We start from the raw sequence: 15,675 nt of genomic DNA, 5'->3' as shown, positions 1-15,675 counted from the left end.
CGCCCGGTTGCCCCTTTTCGCATGCCCAAAGCGCTTTTGACACCCCTGTGCGCCCTGCTGATTCTGGCAGGCTGCACCAACCTGGCCCCCAGCTACGAGCGCCCCGCTGCGCCTGTGCCCGCGGCGCTGGACAATGCCGCCACCCAGCCGGGCGCTGGCGCAGCCGCCTACGTCCCGCTGGGCTGGGATGCCGTGGTGCAGTCCGGGCAGTTGCGCGAGGTCATCACCCTGGCGCTGCAGAACAACCGCGACCTGCGCTCCGCGGCCCTGGCCATCGAGCGCGCCCAGGCACAGTATGGCGTGAGCCGTGCCGACCGCCTGCCCAGCGTGAACGGCACGGCCCAGGGCAACCGCACCCGCACTGCCGCGGACCTGACCACCGCCGGGCGCTCGCAGATCAGCGAGCAGTACAGCGCGCAACTGGGCATCACGAGCTACGAGCTCGACTTCTTCGGCCGCGTGCGCAACCTCAACGAGGCCGCACTGCAGGAGGTGCTGCGCACCACCGACAGCCAGCGCAGCGTGCAGCTGAGCCTGGTGGCCGAGGTCACCAGCGCCTGGCTCAACCTCGCCGCCGACCAGGCGCGCCTGGAGCTGGCCAAGGAAACCCTGCGCTCGCGCGAAGCCTCGTATTCCCTGACAGAGCGCACGCACCGCCTGGGCGGCACCTCGGGCCTGGTGCTGGCACAGAACCAGACCACGGTGGACAGCGCACGCGCCGACGTCGCCGCCTTCACCAGCCAGGTGGCGCGCGACCGCAATGCGCTGCAGTTGCTGGTGGGCTCGCCCGTACCGGCGGCCCTGCTGCCCGTGGTGCAACCCGTGCCCCCGGTGCCAGCCGCTGCCCAGGTACCAGACGAACGGCGCAGCGAGCGCGTGACCCAGGCCGCAGCACCCGCGCCCATGCTGCGTGAAAATGCCCTGCAGCTCCTGGCCGTGCCGGCACAGATCCCCTCGAGCGTGCTGCTGGCACGCCCCGACGTGATGGCCGCCGAGCGCAGCCTGCAGGCCACCTACGCCAATATCGGCGCTGCGCGCGCCGCCTTCTTTCCCAGCATCTCGCTCACGGCCAGCGTGGGCACGGCGAGCACCGAGCTCTCGGGCCTGTTCGGCAGCGGCAACCTGCTGTGGAGCTTCGTGCCGCAGATCCGCCTGCCGATCTTCGATGGCGGCCGCAACCAGGCCAACCTGGAGGTGGCCCAGGCCAATCAGCGCATTGCGCTCACGCAGTACGAAAAGGTCATCCAGACCGCGTTCCGCGAGGCCGCCGACGCCCTGGCCGAGCGCGCCACGCTGACGGACCGCATCACGGCGCAGACCTCGCTGCTGGCCGCCACCGAACGGGTCTATGCCCTGTCGGAAGCGCGCTTCAAGGCCGGTGCCGACAACTACCTCACGGTGCTGGACGCGCAGCGCACGCTGTATGCGGCGCAGCAGACCCTGCTGAGCCTGCAACTGGCCGAGCAGACCAACCGCATCACGCTGTACAAGGTACTCGGCGGGGGCTGACCCCCCGGCGACATGGTTAGTGCCGGCGGGGGCTGAGCCCCCAGACCATCACACGGGCGATACAGGCGCCTCACCCGCCAGGTGCCGGCGCGCGTTCTCGACGAAGCGGTCCACCGAGGCCTGCACGGCTTCGGGCGACCAACCGCCCACGTGGGGTGTGAGCACCACGCTGTCCAGGTCCAGCAATTCGGCCGGTGGCTTCGGCTCGCTCTCGTACACATCCAGTCCCGCACCGGCCAGGCGGCCCGCCCGCAAGGCGCTGGCCAGCGCGGCGGTGTCGATCACACTGCCGCGCGCGATGTTGACCACATAGCCGCGAGGCCCCAGGGCATCCAGCACCGGGGCATTGACCAGGTGCTGTGTGCCCGGGCCGCCGGGCGTGGCCACGACCAGGAAATCGGCCCACTCGGCCAGCGACTTCACATCGCCGAAGTAGCGGTAGGGCACGTCCGTGCGCTCGCTGCGGTTGTGGTAGCCCACCTGCAGGTCGAAACCCAGCGCGCGCTGGGCGATCTTCTTGCCGATGGTGCCCAGGCCGACGATGCCGATGCGCTTGTGCGAAACATTCGGTGGCAGCGGCAGTGACGTGCGCCACACGCCTGCACGGGTGGCAGCATCCAGCTTGGGAATGCCGCGCACGGCGGCGATCAGCAGGCCGAAGGCATGGTCGGCCACGCAGTCGTCGTTGGTGCCGGCGCCATTGGCCACCACGATGCCGCGCGCCTTGGCATGGGCCACCGCGATGTTCTCGTAGCCCGCGCCCAGCGCGCAGACCAGGGTGAGGGCCGGCAGCGCATCGATCTGCGCGGCGGTGAGGCCCACCGAGCCGATGGTGAGCACCACGCGCACGCGGCTGCCGTGCTCGGCGATGGCGGCCTGGTGCTGCGGGGCATCGGGCGCATACACCAGATCAAAGGTTTCCGACAATTGGGCGCAGTGTTCTTCCGACAGGAAAGACAGGGCAAGCAGGACAGGTTTCATGGCAGTGGAATCAAAGGGAAATCAAAAGCGGTTCCGATGGATGGAGGCCGACTTCATGCCGCGCCATCGCTTTGCTGCAGCGCCCACATGCTGGCGTAGCGCCCGCGCTGGGCAAGCAACTCGGCATGCGTGCCGCGTTCGACGATGCGGCCGGCGTCCATGACCAGGATCTCGTGCGCATCGACCACCGTGGACAGGCGGTGCGCGATCAGCAGCGTGGTCTTGTTCTGGGCGGCGCTCTGCAGCTCGGACTGGATGGCGCGCTCGTTGGCCGAGTCGAGCGCCGAGGTGGCCTCGTCGAAGATCAGGATGGGCGGGTTCTTGAGCAGGGTGCGTGCAATCGCCACGCGCTGCTTTTCGCCGCCCGAGAGCTTGAGCCCGCGCTCACCCACCATGGCCCCATAGCCGGCAGGTGTGCTGGCAATGAAGTCGTGGATGCGGGCCGAACGGGCGGCGGCCTCCACCTCGGCCTGGCTGGCGCCGGTGCGGCCATAGGCGATGTTGTAGGCGATGGTGTCGTTGAAGAGCACGGTGTCCTGCGGCACGATGCCGATCGCCTGGCGCACGCTGGCCTGCGTGACCGCGCGGATCTCCTGCCCGGCGATGGTGATGCGTCCCTGCTGGATGTCGTAGAAGCGGTAGAGCAGCCGCGCCAGGGTGGACTTGCCCGAACCCGAGGGCCCGACCACGGCCACCGTCTTGCCCGCCGGGATCTCGAAGCTCACACCCTGCAGGATGGGCCGGCCATTGGGAACGCCGTCGGCACTGCGCGAGGCATCGTAGGCAAAGTGCACGCTCTCGAAGCGCACCGTGGGACGGTCCAGGCCCGTGAGCGGCTGGGCTCCGGGGGCATCGGCCACCTCGCGCTCCTTGTCCATCAGCACGAACATCTTGTCCAGGTCGGTCAGGCTTTGCTTGATCTCGCGGTAGATCACGCCCAGAAAGTTGAGCGGTATGTACAGCTGGATCATGAAGGCGTTGACCATGACCAGGTCGCCCAATGTCATGCGGCCATCGACTACCCCTTGCGTGGCGCGCCAGAGCATGGCCACCAGGCCGATGGCGATGATCAGCTGCTGGCCCGCGTTGAGCATGGACAGCGTGGTCTGGCTCTTGAGGCGCGCGCGGCGCAACCGCTCCAGGCTCTCATCGTAGCGCCGGGCCTCGAAGCCTTCGTTGTTGAAGTACTTGACGGTTTCGTAGTTGAGCAGCGAGTCCACCGCCTTGGTGTGCGCGGCCGAGTCGAACTCGTTGGCCTCGCGCCGGAACTGGGTGCGCCACTCGGTCACCAGTACCGTGAACAGGATGTAGACACCCAGGGCCGCCAGCGTGATCCAGGCAAACCAGGCATCGAACTTGACGGCCAGCACAGTGAGCACCAGCACCACCTCGACCAGGGTGGCGACCACGTTGAACAGGGTGAAGGAGATCAGCGACTCGATGCCGCGCACGCCGCGCTCGATGTCGCGCGTCATGCCGCCGGTCTGCCGCTCCAGGTGGAAGCGCAGGCTCAACGCGTGCAGGTGCTCGAAGGTCTGCAGCGCGATGGAACGCGCCGCACCTTGTGTGGCCTTGGCGAACACCAGTTCGCGCAGCTCACTGAAGATGGAGGTGGACAGGCGCAGCGCGCCATAGGCCAGCAGCAGCCCCACGGGCACCACGAGCAGGGCCGCAGGCTCGCCCAGCTTGACGTCCATGGCATCGACCAGGGTCTTGAGCAGCACGGGCACGCCCACGTTGGCCATTTTGGCGCCCACCATGAAGACGATGGCCGCGACCACGCGCCATTTGTACTGCCACAGGTAGGGCAGCAGGCGGCCGATGGTGGCCCAGTCGGAAGGAGGGGGGGCAGCGGCCAAAGCCGGTGCCTGGGCGGGGCGGGGTTCGCCGACAGGGCGCATGGGGGACAATTCCGGTTGTTGTTTTTACCGACCCGGCTGGCGCCTGGGTGGTTTTTACCGGGGCCGGCTCCGGAGTCCACCCGTGGTGTCCCCCGCATCCGCGCCAGCCCCAACCGAGATTGTGCCCATGTCCGAGAATTTCAGCCCACCCGCCGCCCAATTGCCCACCGACAAGGAACTGGTGCTCAAGGTGATCCCCATGCCCGCGGACACCAATGGCAATGGCGACATCTTCGGCGGCTGGGTCATGGCGCAGGTCGATCTGGCCGGCTCCGTGCTGCCGGCACGCTACATGCAGGGCCGCATGGCCACCGTGGCGGTCAATGAATTCATCTTCAAGCAGCCGGTGCGTGTGGGCGACATCCTGTCGTTCTTCTCGTCGATCACACGCGTGGGCAACACCTCGGTCACCGTGCAGGTGGAGGTGTATGCCGAGCGCTTTGCCGACCAGGGGCGCTATGTCAAGGTGACCGAAGCGCGCCTGACCTATGTGGCCATCGATGACGAAGGCCGTCCACGACCGGTTCCGCGCCCTGCGGGTGAGAGCGCAAAGCCCGGGGCATGAGCCGGGCTCCTTGACGGACCCGCTTGTCCTGGCCTGCGGGCGATCAGGCAGCCACCGCCATTGCCGTGGGCTCGGCGCGCACGGGTTGCGCGGTGCTGCGCAAGGCAGACGACGAATGGCCCGAGCCGATGCCCGATTCGATCTCGCCAGCCAACTGGCCGCCCTCTTCCACCACCAGCTTGCCGTAGCGGATCTTGCCGTTGACCTTGCCGCTGCTGTAGATAACGAGCTTCTGGCGCACGGTGAGCGTGCCATTGAACTCGCCATGGATTTCGGCAATATCGATCTCGGCCGAGCCGCGGAAGGCTCCGTGCTCGGAAATCTGGATCACGCGCGAGTCCATGGTGGCCTCCACCGTGCCCTCGACCACCAGCGTGTCGCAATCGGTGATCTCCACGCCCTTGAGCTTGATGTTGGGCCCCACCGTGAGCTTGCTGCCCGTGGAATCCGCGGCCGCCGAAGGTTTGGCCAGGGCCGGGCTGACCGGCGCCGACGAGGGAGCGGTGGTGGCGGCGGCGGAAGAACTGGTCAGCGGGCTGTTCAGGCCGGTGGAGCTGGAAGGACTGTGGCGGGGCTGAAACGACTCGGGTTCACGCTTGCCAAAGAAGGGGTTTTGCACGGCCATCGGTACTCCTTGAAAAGAGGTTTCATCGTAGGAGTGCACCTACGCGACGGATGCGTGCATTGCGCAAGAACCGTAACCAAACGGTTCACCCGTAGCATGCGCTTGCAATGTTTGCGGGCACTCACATCCAGTGGGTTACATATTTCAAAGGCATGCCTTCTGTCTCGGCCTCGGGTCAGGACACGATGTAGGCCGCCGCCCCCGCGGACATGATCTCTCCGTTCGGCCCCTTGAACTCCATGCGTGTGGTGGCCACGCGCGAGCCCAGGCGCAGCACCTCGGCATGCAGCGTGAAGTGGCTGCCGATGCCGGGGCGCAGGTAGTCGATGCGCAGGTCGATGGTACCGAGCTTGGCAAAGCGGTGCAGGCGCTGCTCGGGCGCTTCGTCCATGTGGCGCCCGCCGATGGCGGCCATCACCGCCAGGCCACCCATGGCATCGAGCCCGGCGCTGATCACGCCGCCATGCACCCGGTTGTAGGCATAGTGGCCCACCAGCTCGGGCTTCATGTCGATGCGCCCTTCCACCCGCTCGGGGTGCAGGCCGGTGATCTTCAGGCCCAGCACCTGGTTGAAGACGATCTTTTCCTCGAAGATGGATTTCAGGCCGGCCACGAATTCGGGCTCGAATTCCTGCGGCACTGCGGTGCTGGTCTTGCTCATGGTGTTCCTGTGCGGTGTCTTCGTGCGCTCTTCAATGGATAGCAGGCCATGCCACCACGGAAAGCGTTCCCGGTCATTTTCAATCAAAACTTTCCGTGCCGCCCCTGGCCCGCGGTGAAGCGCGCTGCGCCCTGGAGCGCTTCGGCCAGGCAGGCGCGTCCGCCCTGCCATTCCTGCAGTAGCGCATCGGCCAATGGCAGGCCCTCCTGGGCGATGGCGCTGGCCCGGTCCGAACGCAATGTGGCCTGTGGAAACGCGGCGATTTCATGCGCCAGTGCCAGGGCAGCCGCCAGCGCCTGGCCGGATGGCACCACGCGGTTGCACAGGCCCATCTGCAGGGCTTCCTGCGCCTCCACCTTGCGGCCCGTGAGGATCAGGTCCAGCGCGCGCGACAGACCCACCAGGCGCGGCAGCCGCACCGTGCCGCCGTCGATCAGCGGCACGCCGAAGCGCCGGCAGTACACGCCGAAGTAGGCGTCCTCTTCCATCACGCGCAGGTCGCACCACAGGGCCAGCTCCATGCCGCCGGCCACGGCGGCACCAGTGACAGCCGCCACCACGGGTTTGGACAGCTGCAGCCGGCTCGGGCCCATGGGACCGGCAGGGTCCGGTGTAGCGGCCGCATAGTCGAGCGCCTCGGCCAAGGCCTCGGGCGACGTGCCCTCGGCCTGCAGCCGCGCGCCCGACTGCAGATCCCAGCCCGCGCAGAAGTGGCCGCCCGCGCCATGGAACACGGCCACGTCGGCCGTGTCGTCACGCTCGAACGCGAGAAAGGCCGCATGCAGCGCACGCGCCGTGGCGGCATCGACCGCGTTGCGCACTTGCGGCCGGCGCAGTGTCACCAGCGTGACACGGCCTTGCTTGTCTACCTCGATGGACATGGACTCCTCCACGCGCCGCATAGGACGCAACCCTTATTGCGCGGCCCTTGGCAAAGGGACAACATGCGCGGTGCCTTGGCGGTGCCCGCACTCAGGGTTAGCCCCGAGTGCAGCAGGGGCTGCGCGCAGGCACCATTATTTATGCAAAGCAATTGCTTTGTATAAATATTCCGGAGGGCCAGTGTGCAATTTGTGCAACTGTTGATCAGCGGAGTCGCCCAGGGGTGCATCTACGGCCTGATCGCGCTCGGCTTCGTGCTCATCTACAAGGCCACGGAAACCGTGAGCTTCGCCCAGGGCGAACTCATGATGCTGGGCGCCTTCTGCGGCCTGGCGCTGATGACGGTGCTCGGCTTTCCCTTCTGGGTGGCGGTGCTGGCCAGCATCGCGGCAATGGGCCTGTTCGGCACCGTGCTCGAACGCGTGGTGATCCGCCCCATCCTGGGACAACCCGCTTTCTCCATCGTCATGCTCACCATCGGCATCGGCTATGTGCTACGCGGCCTGGTGACCATGATCCCCGCCATCGGCACCGAAACGCACACCCTGCCCGTGCCCTACAAGGACCTGGCGTTCAAGCTCGGCGCGCTGGTGCTCAACGCCGAGCAACTGGCCGTGATCGCGGCCACCGGCGTGCTGTGCGCGCTGCTGTTCGCGCTGTTCCGCTACAGCAAGCTGGGCATTGCGATGCAGGCCTCGTCGCAGAACCAGTTGGCGGCCTACTACATGGGCATTCCCGTGCAGCGCCTGAACGGCCTGGCCTGGGGCCTGGCCGCCGCCGTGGCGGCCGTGGCCGGGCTCCTGCTGGCGCCCATCACCTTCGTGCACGCCAACATGGGGCTGATCGGGCTCAAGGCCTTTCCGGCCGCCGTGGTGGGCGGCTTCGGCAGCTTGCCGGGCGCCATCGTGGGCGGCCTGGTGATCGGCATCGTGGAATCGTTCTCGGGCTTTTACCTGCCCGACGGATTCAAGGACACCGCGGCCTACATCGTGGTGCTCATCATGCTGATGGTGCGGCCCAACGGCCTGTTCGGCGAGAAACTCAGAAAGAAAGTCTGACCCATGCGCTTTCTTTTCAAGACCTCCTACGAGCAGGATCTGCGGCTGGCCAAGCACGGCGGGCATGTGTTCTGGTACGGGCTGCTGGGCCTGGCCCTGGTGGTAGCGCCCTGGGTGGCACCCGAGTACTGGCTGGCGCAGCTGACCTTCGTGCTCATCTACGCCATCGTCGGCCTGGGGCTGATGCTGCTGGCGGGCTTCACGGGGCTGTTCTCGCTCGGGCATGCGGCCTTCCTGGGCGTCGGGGCCTACACGCAGGCGGTGCTCACGGGCATGGGCTGGCCGTTCGCGCTGTCGCTGGCCTGCGCGGCGGGCCTGTCCGCCGCGGTGGGGGTGATCGTGGGCCTGCCGGCGCTGCGCGTGAAGGGCATCTACCTGGGCATGGCCACCTTGTCGTTCGGCTTCATCGTCGAGGAAGTGTTCGCGCGCTGGGAATCGGTCACGGGCGGCAACTCGGGCAAGCACCTGGTGCCACCCGAGATCTGGGGTTTCAAGTTCGAATCCACCGAATCGTTCTACTTCCTGTGCTTGGGTGTTGCCGTGGTCAGCACCCTGGCCATCCTGAACCTGCTGCGCTCGCCCACGGGCCGGGCCTTCGTGGCCATCCGCGATTCGGAAATCTCGGCGCAGAGCATGGGCATCCACCTGGCGCGCTACAAGACGCTGTCGTTCTCGCTCTCGGCCGCGCTGGCCGGCATCGGCGGCGCGCTGTATGCACACAAGCTGCAGTTCATCTCGCCCGACCAGTTCAACATCCTGCAGTCCATCGACCTCTTGCTTATGATCGTGATCGGCGGGCTGGGTTCGGTGCACGGGGCCTTCCTGGGCGCGATCTTCCTGATCTCCATGCCGCAGCTCATCTCGCTGGGCAAGGACTGGCTTCCCGCCACCATCGGCCAGGCGCCCGGGCTGCAGGCCGTGGTCTATGGCGCCGTGCTGATCCTGTTCGTGCTGTTCGAACCCATGGGCCTGTACGGTCGCTGGCTCAAGGTGCGCACCTGGCTGCAGTTGTTCCCGTTCTACCGCAAGGGCCTGTTCAAGCGGCAGAAGTCCTTTCAGAAATCGGACAGGCTGAAATGACTGACGACATCCTGCTCAGCGCCCAGAACCTCAGCGTGCGCTTCGGCGGCGTGCTGGCGGTGAACAACGTGGGCTTCGAGGTACGCCGCGGCGAGGTGTTCACCCTGATCGGCCCCAACGGTGCGGGCAAGACAACGGTGTTCAACCTCATCAGCCGCATCTACACCCCCACCACCGGCACCATCGCCTACGCTGGGCCAAACGGCATGCTGCCGCTGACCGACCAGCCGCCGCACAAGGTGGCGGGCCTGGGCATTGCGCGCACCTTCCAGAACATCGAGCTGTTCGAACACGCCAGCGTGCTGCACAACCTCTTGATCGGCCGCCACACGCGGCGCGAGACCGGGCTGTGGGCCGACATGCTGTTCACCCGCCGCGTGCGCGATGCCGAGGTGCGGGCGCGCGAGAAGGCCGAGGAGATCATCGACTTCCTGGACCTGCAGCACTACCGCGACACGCTGGTGGCCGGCCTGCCCTACGGCGTGCGCAAGGTGGTGGAGCTGGCCCGGGCGCTGTGCACCGAACCGCGCCTGCTGCTGCTGGACGAGCCCTCCTCGGGCCTCAACGTGGAGGAGACCGACGACATGGCCTTCTGGATCCAGGACATCCAGCACGAACTGGGCATCACCGTGCTGATGGTGGAGCATGACATGTCGCTGGTGTCCAAGGTGTCCGACCGCGTGCTGGCCATGAACCAGGGCGAGGTGGTGGCCATGGGCACGCCGCGCGAGGTGCAATCGCACCCCGGCGTGATCGAGGCCTATCTGGGCACCATCGACGATGTGAGCAACCTGCGCCGCCCGGCGGGCAGCGCACCGGCAAGGGTGGCACGATGACCGTCATTCCGTTTCCCGGACAACCTGGCACTGGCACCGCAGAGGACACGCCGCTGCTGCGCCTGCAGAACGTGGAAAGCGCCTATGGCCCCATCAAGGCCATCCGCGGCGTGAGCCTGCAGGTGCAGCGTGGCGAGATCGCGGCCGTGCTGGGCAGCAATGGCGCGGGCAAGACCACCATCCTCAAGACCATCTCGGGCATCATCGACCCGCGCCGCGGCTCCATCGAGTTCCAGGGTGCCAACATCACGGCCAACGACCCGGCTGCCATCGTGCGCCGGGGCCTGGTGCACGTGCCCGAGGGGCGCGAGGTGTTCGCGCTGCTCTCGGTGCGCGACAACCTGCTCATGGGCGCCTACACGCGCAGCGATGCCGATGCCGTGGCACGCGACCTGGAGGCGGTGTACGGCTACTTCCCCATCCTCAAGGAGCGCGCGGCGCAGGACGCGGGCCTGCTCTCGGGCGGTCAGCAGCAGATGCTGGCGATCTCGCGCGCGCTCATGGCCGCCCCCGAGCTGATTCTGCTCGACGAGCCCAGCCTGGGCCTGTCGCCCAAGCTCACCAAGGAGATCTTCGAGATCGTGGTGCGCATCAACCGCGAGCGCGGCACCACCATCCTGCTGGTCGAGCAGAACGCCAACATGGCGCTCAACGCGTCCGACTACGGCTATGTGCTGGAAAACGGCCGCATCGTGATGGAGGACAGCTGCGAGCGCCTGCGCGAGAAGGACGACATCAAGGAGTTCTACCTGGGCATGAAGGACGCCGGCGTGCGCGGCGAGCGGCGCTGGAAGAAAAAGAAGAACTGGAGGTGACCGGCATGTCCAACCTATGGGATCTTTCCCACATCCAGCCGGCCGGCACCGATGTGCTCGCGGGCGACACCATGGCCGCGATGTTCTGGAACGGTGTGGCCCGGCGCGGCCCGAACGTGTGGCTGCGCCAGAAGCAGCTCGGCATCTGGAAGAGCTGGACCTGGAACCAGACCGCAGAAGCCGTGCGCGAGATCGCGGGCGGCCTCATGTCCCTGGGCTTTGCGCCCGGGGAATGCGCCTCGGTGCTGTCCAACACCAACATCGAATGGGTGCTGGCCGACCTGGCCGTGCTCAGCTGCGGCGGCGTTTCCAATGGCATCTACCCCACCGACGCGGCCAGCCAGGTGCACTACCTGAGCGAAGACTCGCGCACCACGGTGCTCTTCGTCGAGGACGACGAACAGCTGGACAAGGCGCTGGAGGTGCGCGGCCAGTTGCCGCTGCTGCGCAAGATCGTGGTCTTCGACATGGAAGGCCTGCGCGGCCTGTCCGACCCGCACATCCTGAGCCTGCAGGCCTTGCGCGAACTGGGCCGCGGCTGGAACGCACAGCACCCGGGCGAGCTGGAGCGCCGGGTGCAGGGCTGCCGCCCCGAAGACGTGGCCATCCTGGTCTACACATCGGGCACCACCGGCAAGCCCAAGGGCGCCATGCACACCCATGCCGCGCTGGCCTACACCGTGCGCGGCTACAACACGCTGATCTCGCGCACCGAGGACGACGAGGCCATGTGCTTCCTGCCGCTGTGCCATATTGCCGAGCGCATGGGGGGCGAGTACTTTTCGCTCTATACCGGCTCGCGCCTGAACTTCGTGGAGAACCCCGACACCGTGCCCGAGAACGTGCGCGAGATCGCTCCCACCGTGTTCACCGCCGTTCCGCGCGTGTGGGAGAAGTTCTATTCGGGCGTGATGATCGCGCTCAAGGAATCCACCCGGCTGCAGCAGGCGGCCTATGCCTGGTCCATCGGCGTGGGCACGCGCATTGCCGAGCAGGTGCTGGCCGGGCAGCCCGTGGGCGCCGGGCAGAAGCTGCAGTTCCGCCTGGCGCGCTGGCTGGCGCTGGACAATGTGCGCAAGCTCATCGGCATTCACCGCGCGCGCTTTTTGGTCACCGGCGCGGCGCCCATCTCGCCCGACCTGGTCAAGTGGTACCTGGCCCTGGGCGTGCCCATGCTGGAAGTGTGGGGCATGACCGAGACCTGCGGCGCTGCCACGGGCGTGCCCGCCAGCCGCATCAAGCCCGGCTCCATCGGCCCCGCCGCAGGCTACAACGAGGTGCGCGTGGACCCGGCCACGGGCGAGATCCAGGTGCGCGGCCCCAACGTCTTCAAGGGCTACCTGAACCTGCCCGAGAAGACCGCCGAGACCATCTCCCCCGATGGCTGGCTGCACACCGGCGACGTGGGCGTGATCGACGCCGACGGCTACCTGCGCATCACCGACCGCATGAAGGACATCATCATCACGGCCGGGGGCAAGAACATCACACCGAGCGAGCTGGAGAACGAGCTCAAGTTCAGCCCCTACGTGACCGATGCTGTGGTGATCGGCGACGCCCGCCCCTACCTCACGGTGATCATCATGATCGACCAGGAGAACGTGGAGAAGTACGCACAGGACCACGACGTGCCCTTCTCCAACTACGCCAGCCTGACGCGCGCCACCGAGGTGCAGGCGCTGATCCAGGCCGAGGTGGACCGCGTGAACAAGCGCTTCGCGCGCGTAGAGCAGATCAAGAAGTTCTTTCTGCTCGACACCCAGCTCTCGGCCGAGGACGAGGAGCTGACTCCGACCATGAAGCTCAAGCGCAAGCTGGTGCAGCAGAAGTACGCCGACCGCATCGAGGCCATGTACCGCTGAGCCCATGTTGCGGCGCGCCATGGACCGCTAGGGAAAGTGCTGGTGCTCCACCCGGGGCATCGTTCTATAACGGGATCCGTCCTATCCATACAAGGAGACCTGCCATGAGACTTCTTCACCTTGCCGCACTGACCACCGTGGCCATGGCCGGCGGCGCCGCGCATGCCCAGGCCACGCAGGGCGTGGCCAAGGACACCATCACGCTGGGCTCCATCCAGGACCTGTCGGGGCCGCTGGCGGGCTTCGGCAAGCAGGTGCGCCTTGGCATGATGCTGCGCGTGGACGAGGCCAACGAGCAGGGCGGCGTCAACGGCCGCAAGATCGACCTCAAGGTGGAAGACTCCGGCTACGACCCCAAGAAGGCGGTGCTGGCGGCGCAGAAGCTCGTCAACCAGGACAAGATCTTCATGATGGTGGCGCACATCGGCACCGCGCAGAACCTGGCGGCCATGCCGGTGCAGTTCAGCAAGAACGTGATCAACTTCTTCCCGGTGACGGCGGCGCGCGAGATGTACGAGCCCTTCCACAAGCTCAAGTACTCGTTCGCCGCGACCTACTACGACCAGATCCGCCTTGCTGCGCCCAAGCTCATCAAGGAAAAAGGCGCCAAGAAGATCTGCACCATCTACCAGGACGACGAGTTCGGCCTGGAGGTGATGCGCGGCGGCGAAGCGGCCCTGAAGAGCATGGGCATGGACTTCACCGAGAAGACTTCGTACAAGCGCGGTGCCACCGACTTCTCGTCCCAGGTGGCCAAGATGAAGGCGGCGGACTGCGACTTCGTGGTGCTGGGCACCATCATCCGCGAGACCATCGGCACCATCGGCGAAGCGCGCAAGACGGGCTTCAATCCCACTTTCCTCGGCTCGAGCGCGGCCTATACCGACCTGATCCACAAGCTGGGCGGCAAGCCCATGGACGGCCTGTACGCCACCATGACGGTGCAGCACCCCTACCTGGACGAGGCCTCGCAGCCCATCCGCTTCTGGGCCAACAAGTACAAGACCAAGTTCAATGAAGACCCGACCGTGTTCTCGGTCTACGGCTACGGCGCCATCGACGCCTTCATCCGCGCGGCGCAGAAGGCCGGTACCGGGCTGACCACCGAAAGCTTCATCAAGGCCATGGACACCATGGTGATCCCGCCCGACATGTTCGGCAGCGCGGAAGCGTCCTACGGCCCGCAGAAGCGCCTGGGCAGCGACCTGTCGCGCCTGTCGCAGATCCAGGACGGCAAGTGGAAGGTGGTATCGGACTACGTCAAGTAGGCGGCGTCCGCCTTCGCCTCCAGGCCGCCCCCAATGGGCGGCCTTTTTGTTGGCGCAGGTCCATGGCAGAATTTTGAAAAGCAGATGCTTTGCAAAATTACAGCGGAGATGAACACCATGATCGAACGCACCCTCTTCAACGCCGACCACCAGGCCTTTGCCGAAAGCTTCGCGCGCTTCCTCGACAAAGAGGTCGCCCCCCACCATGCAGCCTGGGAGGAACAGGGCTACGTGGACCGTGCCGTATGGGCCAAGGCCGGCGAGAACGGCTTTCTGTGCATGAGCCTGCCCGAGGAATACGGCGGTGCGGGCGCCGACCGGCTGTATTCGGTGGCCCAGATGGAGGCCATCGCGCACGCGGGTTTCACCGGCCTGGGCTTCGGGCTGCACAGCGAGATCGTGGCGCCCTACGTCCTGCACTACGGCACCGAGGACCAAAAGCGCCGCTACCTGCCGCAACTGGCCAGCGGCGCCATGGTAGGCGCCATCGCCATGAGCGAGCCGGCGGCCGGCAGCGATCTGCAGGGCATCAAGGCCACGGCCGTGAAGAGCGCCGACGGATCGCACTATGTGCTCAACGGCAGCAAGACCTTCATCACCAACGGCTGGCATGCGGACCTGGTGATCGTGGTGGCCAAGACCGACCCGGCGGCCGGTGCCAAGGGCACCAGCCTGCTGCTGGTAGAGCGCGGCATGCCGGGCTTCGAAAAGGGCCAGCGCCTCAAGAAACTGGGCATGAAGGCGCAGGACACCTCCGAGCTGTTCTTCACCGATGTGAAGGTGCCGGCCGAGAACCTGCTCGGCGGCGCGGCCATGGAAGGGCGAGGCTTCATCTGCCTGATGGAGCAACTGCCCTGGGAACGCATGCAGATCGCCATCAGCGCCGTGGCCGCCGCCCAGGCAGCCATCGACTGGACGGTGGACTACGTCAAGCAGCGCAAGGTCTTCGGCCAGCCCGTGGCCAGCTACCAGAACACCCGCTACACCCTGGCCGAGCTGCAGACCGAGGTGCAGGTGGCGCGCGTGTTCGTGGACAAGTGCTGCGAGCTGGTCGCGGCCGACCGGCTTGACACGGCCACCGCCAGCATGGCCAAGTACTGGACCACCGACCTGCAGTGCAAGGTGATGGACGAATGCCTGCAGCTGCACGGTGGCTACGGCTACATGTGGGAGTACCCCATCACCCGCGCCTATGCCGATGCCCGGGTGCAGCGCATCTACGGCGGCACCAACGAGATCATGAAGGAAGTGATCACCCGCGCCATGGGGCTGGGCAAGTAGCCCTCTCTACAACAGCCAGGTTTCGCGGATTTCTTCGGGGCTGAGCTTGCGCGGCGCAGGCGCCGCTCCGCGCACCTGCAGCCAGTCGCGCACGCCATCGCGGCCGCTGAGCCCGCGCACCAGCAGCACCCCGGCCGCGATGCCGCGCACGGCCGCTGCGCTGCGGCTGGGCGCCATCAGCGCGGACACGGCCAGCCCCGCGCCGGCGGCCAGCGCCAAGTGGTGCTCAAGGAAAAAGCCGGAGCGCGCGTCGTCGTATTCGATGGCGTCGCGTGCCAGGCGCTGCAGGGATTCGGAAAGGGTTTTTGCCATGGTCTGGATGTCGGTGAAAGCCTGTTGTTCGCAGGTTAC

General features: G+C 66.7%; 15 protein-coding genes. 9 read left to right on the top strand and 6 right to left on the bottom strand.

All coding sequences use genetic code 11. The features are described from left to right. The first annotated feature begins 21 nt into the window (after positions 1-21). Positions 22-1,509 (top strand): TolC family protein, encoded by a 1,488-nt coding sequence (locus AC07X5_RS05765; protein ID WP_494769350.1) that lies wholly within the window; start codon positions 22-24, stop codon positions 1,507-1,509. A gap of 48 nt (positions 1,510-1,557) precedes the next feature. Here the strand turns inward: AC07X5_RS05765 and AC07X5_RS05760 are convergent, their stop codons facing one another. Both AC07X5_RS05760 and AC07X5_RS05755 read right to left on the bottom strand, forming a co-directional pair. After that, positions 1,558-2,490, bottom strand: a complete 933-nt coding sequence (locus AC07X5_RS05760; protein ID WP_494769349.1) for a 2-hydroxyacid dehydrogenase — start codon at positions 2,488-2,490, stop codon at positions 1,558-1,560. Positions 2,491-2,543: 53 nt separating this feature from the next. Beyond that, entirely contained in the window at positions 2,544-4,391 is a 1,848-nt protein-coding gene (locus tag AC07X5_RS05755) for an ABCB family ABC transporter ATP-binding protein/permease (RefSeq protein WP_494769348.1), read from the bottom strand. 127 nt (positions 4,392-4,518) lie between these two features. Between AC07X5_RS05755 and AC07X5_RS05750 the strand changes: the two genes are divergently transcribed. After that, a complete protein-coding gene (locus AC07X5_RS05750) occupies positions 4,519-4,956 on the top strand; it encodes an acyl-CoA thioesterase (protein WP_494769347.1) in 438 nt (145 codons plus the stop codon). A gap of 43 nt (positions 4,957-4,999) precedes the next feature. On the opposite strand, the gene AC07X5_RS05745 is transcribed toward AC07X5_RS05750, so the two are convergent. From AC07X5_RS05745 to AC07X5_RS05735, 3 genes are all read right to left on the bottom strand, one after another. After that, entirely contained in the window at positions 5,000-5,581 is a 582-nt protein-coding gene (locus AC07X5_RS05745) for a bactofilin family protein (protein WP_494769346.1), read from the bottom strand. A 175-nt stretch (positions 5,582-5,756) separates the two neighbouring features. Next, positions 5,757-6,242 carry a thioesterase family protein gene (locus tag AC07X5_RS05740; protein WP_409957478.1) on the bottom strand — a complete coding sequence of 162 codons (486 nt, stop codon included), beginning with the start codon at positions 6,240-6,242 and terminating at the stop codon, positions 5,757-5,759. An 83-nt stretch (positions 6,243-6,325) separates the two neighbouring features. Beyond that, positions 6,326-7,123: a crotonase/enoyl-CoA hydratase family protein gene (locus AC07X5_RS05735; protein ID WP_494769345.1), complete on the bottom strand. Its 798-nt coding sequence runs from the start codon at positions 7,121-7,123 to the stop codon at positions 6,326-6,328. Positions 7,124-7,306: 183 nt separating this feature from the next. Here AC07X5_RS05735 and AC07X5_RS05730 point away from each other — a divergent pair, with 183 nt between their 5' ends. From AC07X5_RS05730 to AC07X5_RS05700, 7 genes are all read left to right on the top strand, one after another. Continuing rightward, positions 7,307-8,182, top strand: coding sequence for a branched-chain amino acid ABC transporter permease (locus AC07X5_RS05730; protein ID WP_494769344.1), 876 nt, complete (start codon positions 7,307-7,309; stop codon positions 8,180-8,182). 3 nt (positions 8,183-8,185) lie between these two features. Next, positions 8,186-9,262 (top strand): branched-chain amino acid ABC transporter permease, encoded by a 1,077-nt coding sequence (locus AC07X5_RS05725; protein ID WP_409957481.1) that lies wholly within the window; start codon positions 8,186-8,188, stop codon positions 9,260-9,262. After that, complete coding sequence (locus AC07X5_RS05720) at positions 9,259-10,098, top strand: ABC transporter ATP-binding protein (RefSeq protein ID WP_409957482.1); 840 nt, start codon at positions 9,259-9,261, stop codon at positions 10,096-10,098. Before AC07X5_RS05725 ends, AC07X5_RS05720 begins: the two co-directional genes overlap by 4 nt. Then, positions 10,095-10,913 (top strand): ABC transporter ATP-binding protein, encoded by an 819-nt coding sequence (locus tag AC07X5_RS05715; RefSeq protein ID WP_494769343.1) that lies wholly within the window; start codon positions 10,095-10,097, stop codon positions 10,911-10,913. Before AC07X5_RS05720 ends, AC07X5_RS05715 begins: the two co-directional genes overlap by 4 nt. Positions 10,914-10,918: 5 nt before the next feature. Next, positions 10,919-12,775 carry an AMP-dependent synthetase/ligase gene (locus AC07X5_RS05710; protein ID WP_494769342.1) on the top strand — a complete coding sequence of 619 codons (1,857 nt, stop codon included), beginning with the start codon at positions 10,919-10,921 and terminating at the stop codon, positions 12,773-12,775. Positions 12,776-12,879: 104 nt separating this feature from the next. Continuing rightward, positions 12,880-14,043, top strand: a complete 1,164-nt coding sequence (locus AC07X5_RS05705) for an ABC transporter substrate-binding protein (RefSeq protein WP_494769341.1) — start codon at positions 12,880-12,882, stop codon at positions 14,041-14,043. Between the two features lie 117 nt (positions 14,044-14,160). After that, positions 14,161-15,324, top strand: coding sequence for an acyl-CoA dehydrogenase family protein (locus tag AC07X5_RS05700; protein ID WP_494769340.1), 1,164 nt, complete (start codon positions 14,161-14,163; stop codon positions 15,322-15,324). 6 nt (positions 15,325-15,330) lie between these two features. Here AC07X5_RS05700 and AC07X5_RS05695 read toward each other — a convergent pair whose 3' ends face one another. Next, positions 15,331-15,636 (bottom strand): hypothetical protein, encoded by a 306-nt coding sequence (locus AC07X5_RS05695; protein WP_409961214.1) that lies wholly within the window; start codon positions 15,634-15,636, stop codon positions 15,331-15,333. Positions 15,637-15,675: the final 39 nt, after the last annotated feature.

Source organism: Acidovorax sp. GW458-11-26-14-TSB4 (assembly GCF_059423865.1).
The sequence above is the reverse complement of the archived record's forward strand: the minus strand, read 5'-3'. Positions and strand labels throughout refer to the sequence as shown.

Excerpts from the sequence above, each read along its gene's own strand:
- AC07X5_RS05720 (WP_409957482.1), top strand. The coding sequence starts at position 9,259 with ATGACTGACGACATCCTGCTCAGCGCCCAGAACCTCAGCGTGCGCTTC.
- AC07X5_RS05735 (WP_494769345.1), bottom strand. The coding sequence starts at position 7,123 with ATGTCCATCGAGGTAGACAAGCAAGGCCGTGTCACGCTGGTGACACTG.
- AC07X5_RS05725 (WP_409957481.1), top strand. The coding sequence starts at position 8,186 with ATGCGCTTTCTTTTCAAGACCTCCTACGAGCAGGATCTGCGGCTGGCC.
- AC07X5_RS05760 (WP_494769349.1), bottom strand. The coding sequence starts at position 2,490 with ATGAAACCTGTCCTGCTTGCCCTGTCTTTCCTGTCGGAAGAACACTGC.
- AC07X5_RS05750 (WP_494769347.1), top strand. The coding sequence starts at position 4,519 with ATGTCCGAGAATTTCAGCCCACCCGCCGCCCAATTGCCCACCGACAAG.
- AC07X5_RS05710 (WP_494769342.1), top strand. The coding sequence starts at position 10,919 with ATGTCCAACCTATGGGATCTTTCCCACATCCAGCCGGCCGGCACCGAT.
- AC07X5_RS05765 (WP_494769350.1), top strand. The coding sequence starts at position 22 with ATGCCCAAAGCGCTTTTGACACCCCTGTGCGCCCTGCTGATTCTGGCA.
- AC07X5_RS05695 (WP_409961214.1), bottom strand. The coding sequence starts at position 15,636 with ATGGCAAAAACCCTTTCCGAATCCCTGCAGCGCCTGGCACGCGACGCC.
- AC07X5_RS05715 (WP_494769343.1), top strand. The coding sequence starts at position 10,095 with ATGACCGTCATTCCGTTTCCCGGACAACCTGGCACTGGCACCGCAGAG.
- AC07X5_RS05755 (WP_494769348.1), bottom strand. The coding sequence starts at position 4,391 with ATGCGCCCTGTCGGCGAACCCCGCCCCGCCCAGGCACCGGCTTTGGCC.
- AC07X5_RS05700 (WP_494769340.1), top strand. The coding sequence starts at position 14,161 with ATGATCGAACGCACCCTCTTCAACGCCGACCACCAGGCCTTTGCCGAA.
- AC07X5_RS05705 (WP_494769341.1), top strand. The coding sequence starts at position 12,880 with ATGAGACTTCTTCACCTTGCCGCACTGACCACCGTGGCCATGGCCGGC.
- AC07X5_RS05745 (WP_494769346.1), bottom strand. The coding sequence starts at position 5,581 with ATGGCCGTGCAAAACCCCTTCTTTGGCAAGCGTGAACCCGAGTCGTTT.
- AC07X5_RS05740 (WP_409957478.1), bottom strand. The coding sequence starts at position 6,242 with ATGAGCAAGACCAGCACCGCAGTGCCGCAGGAATTCGAGCCCGAATTC.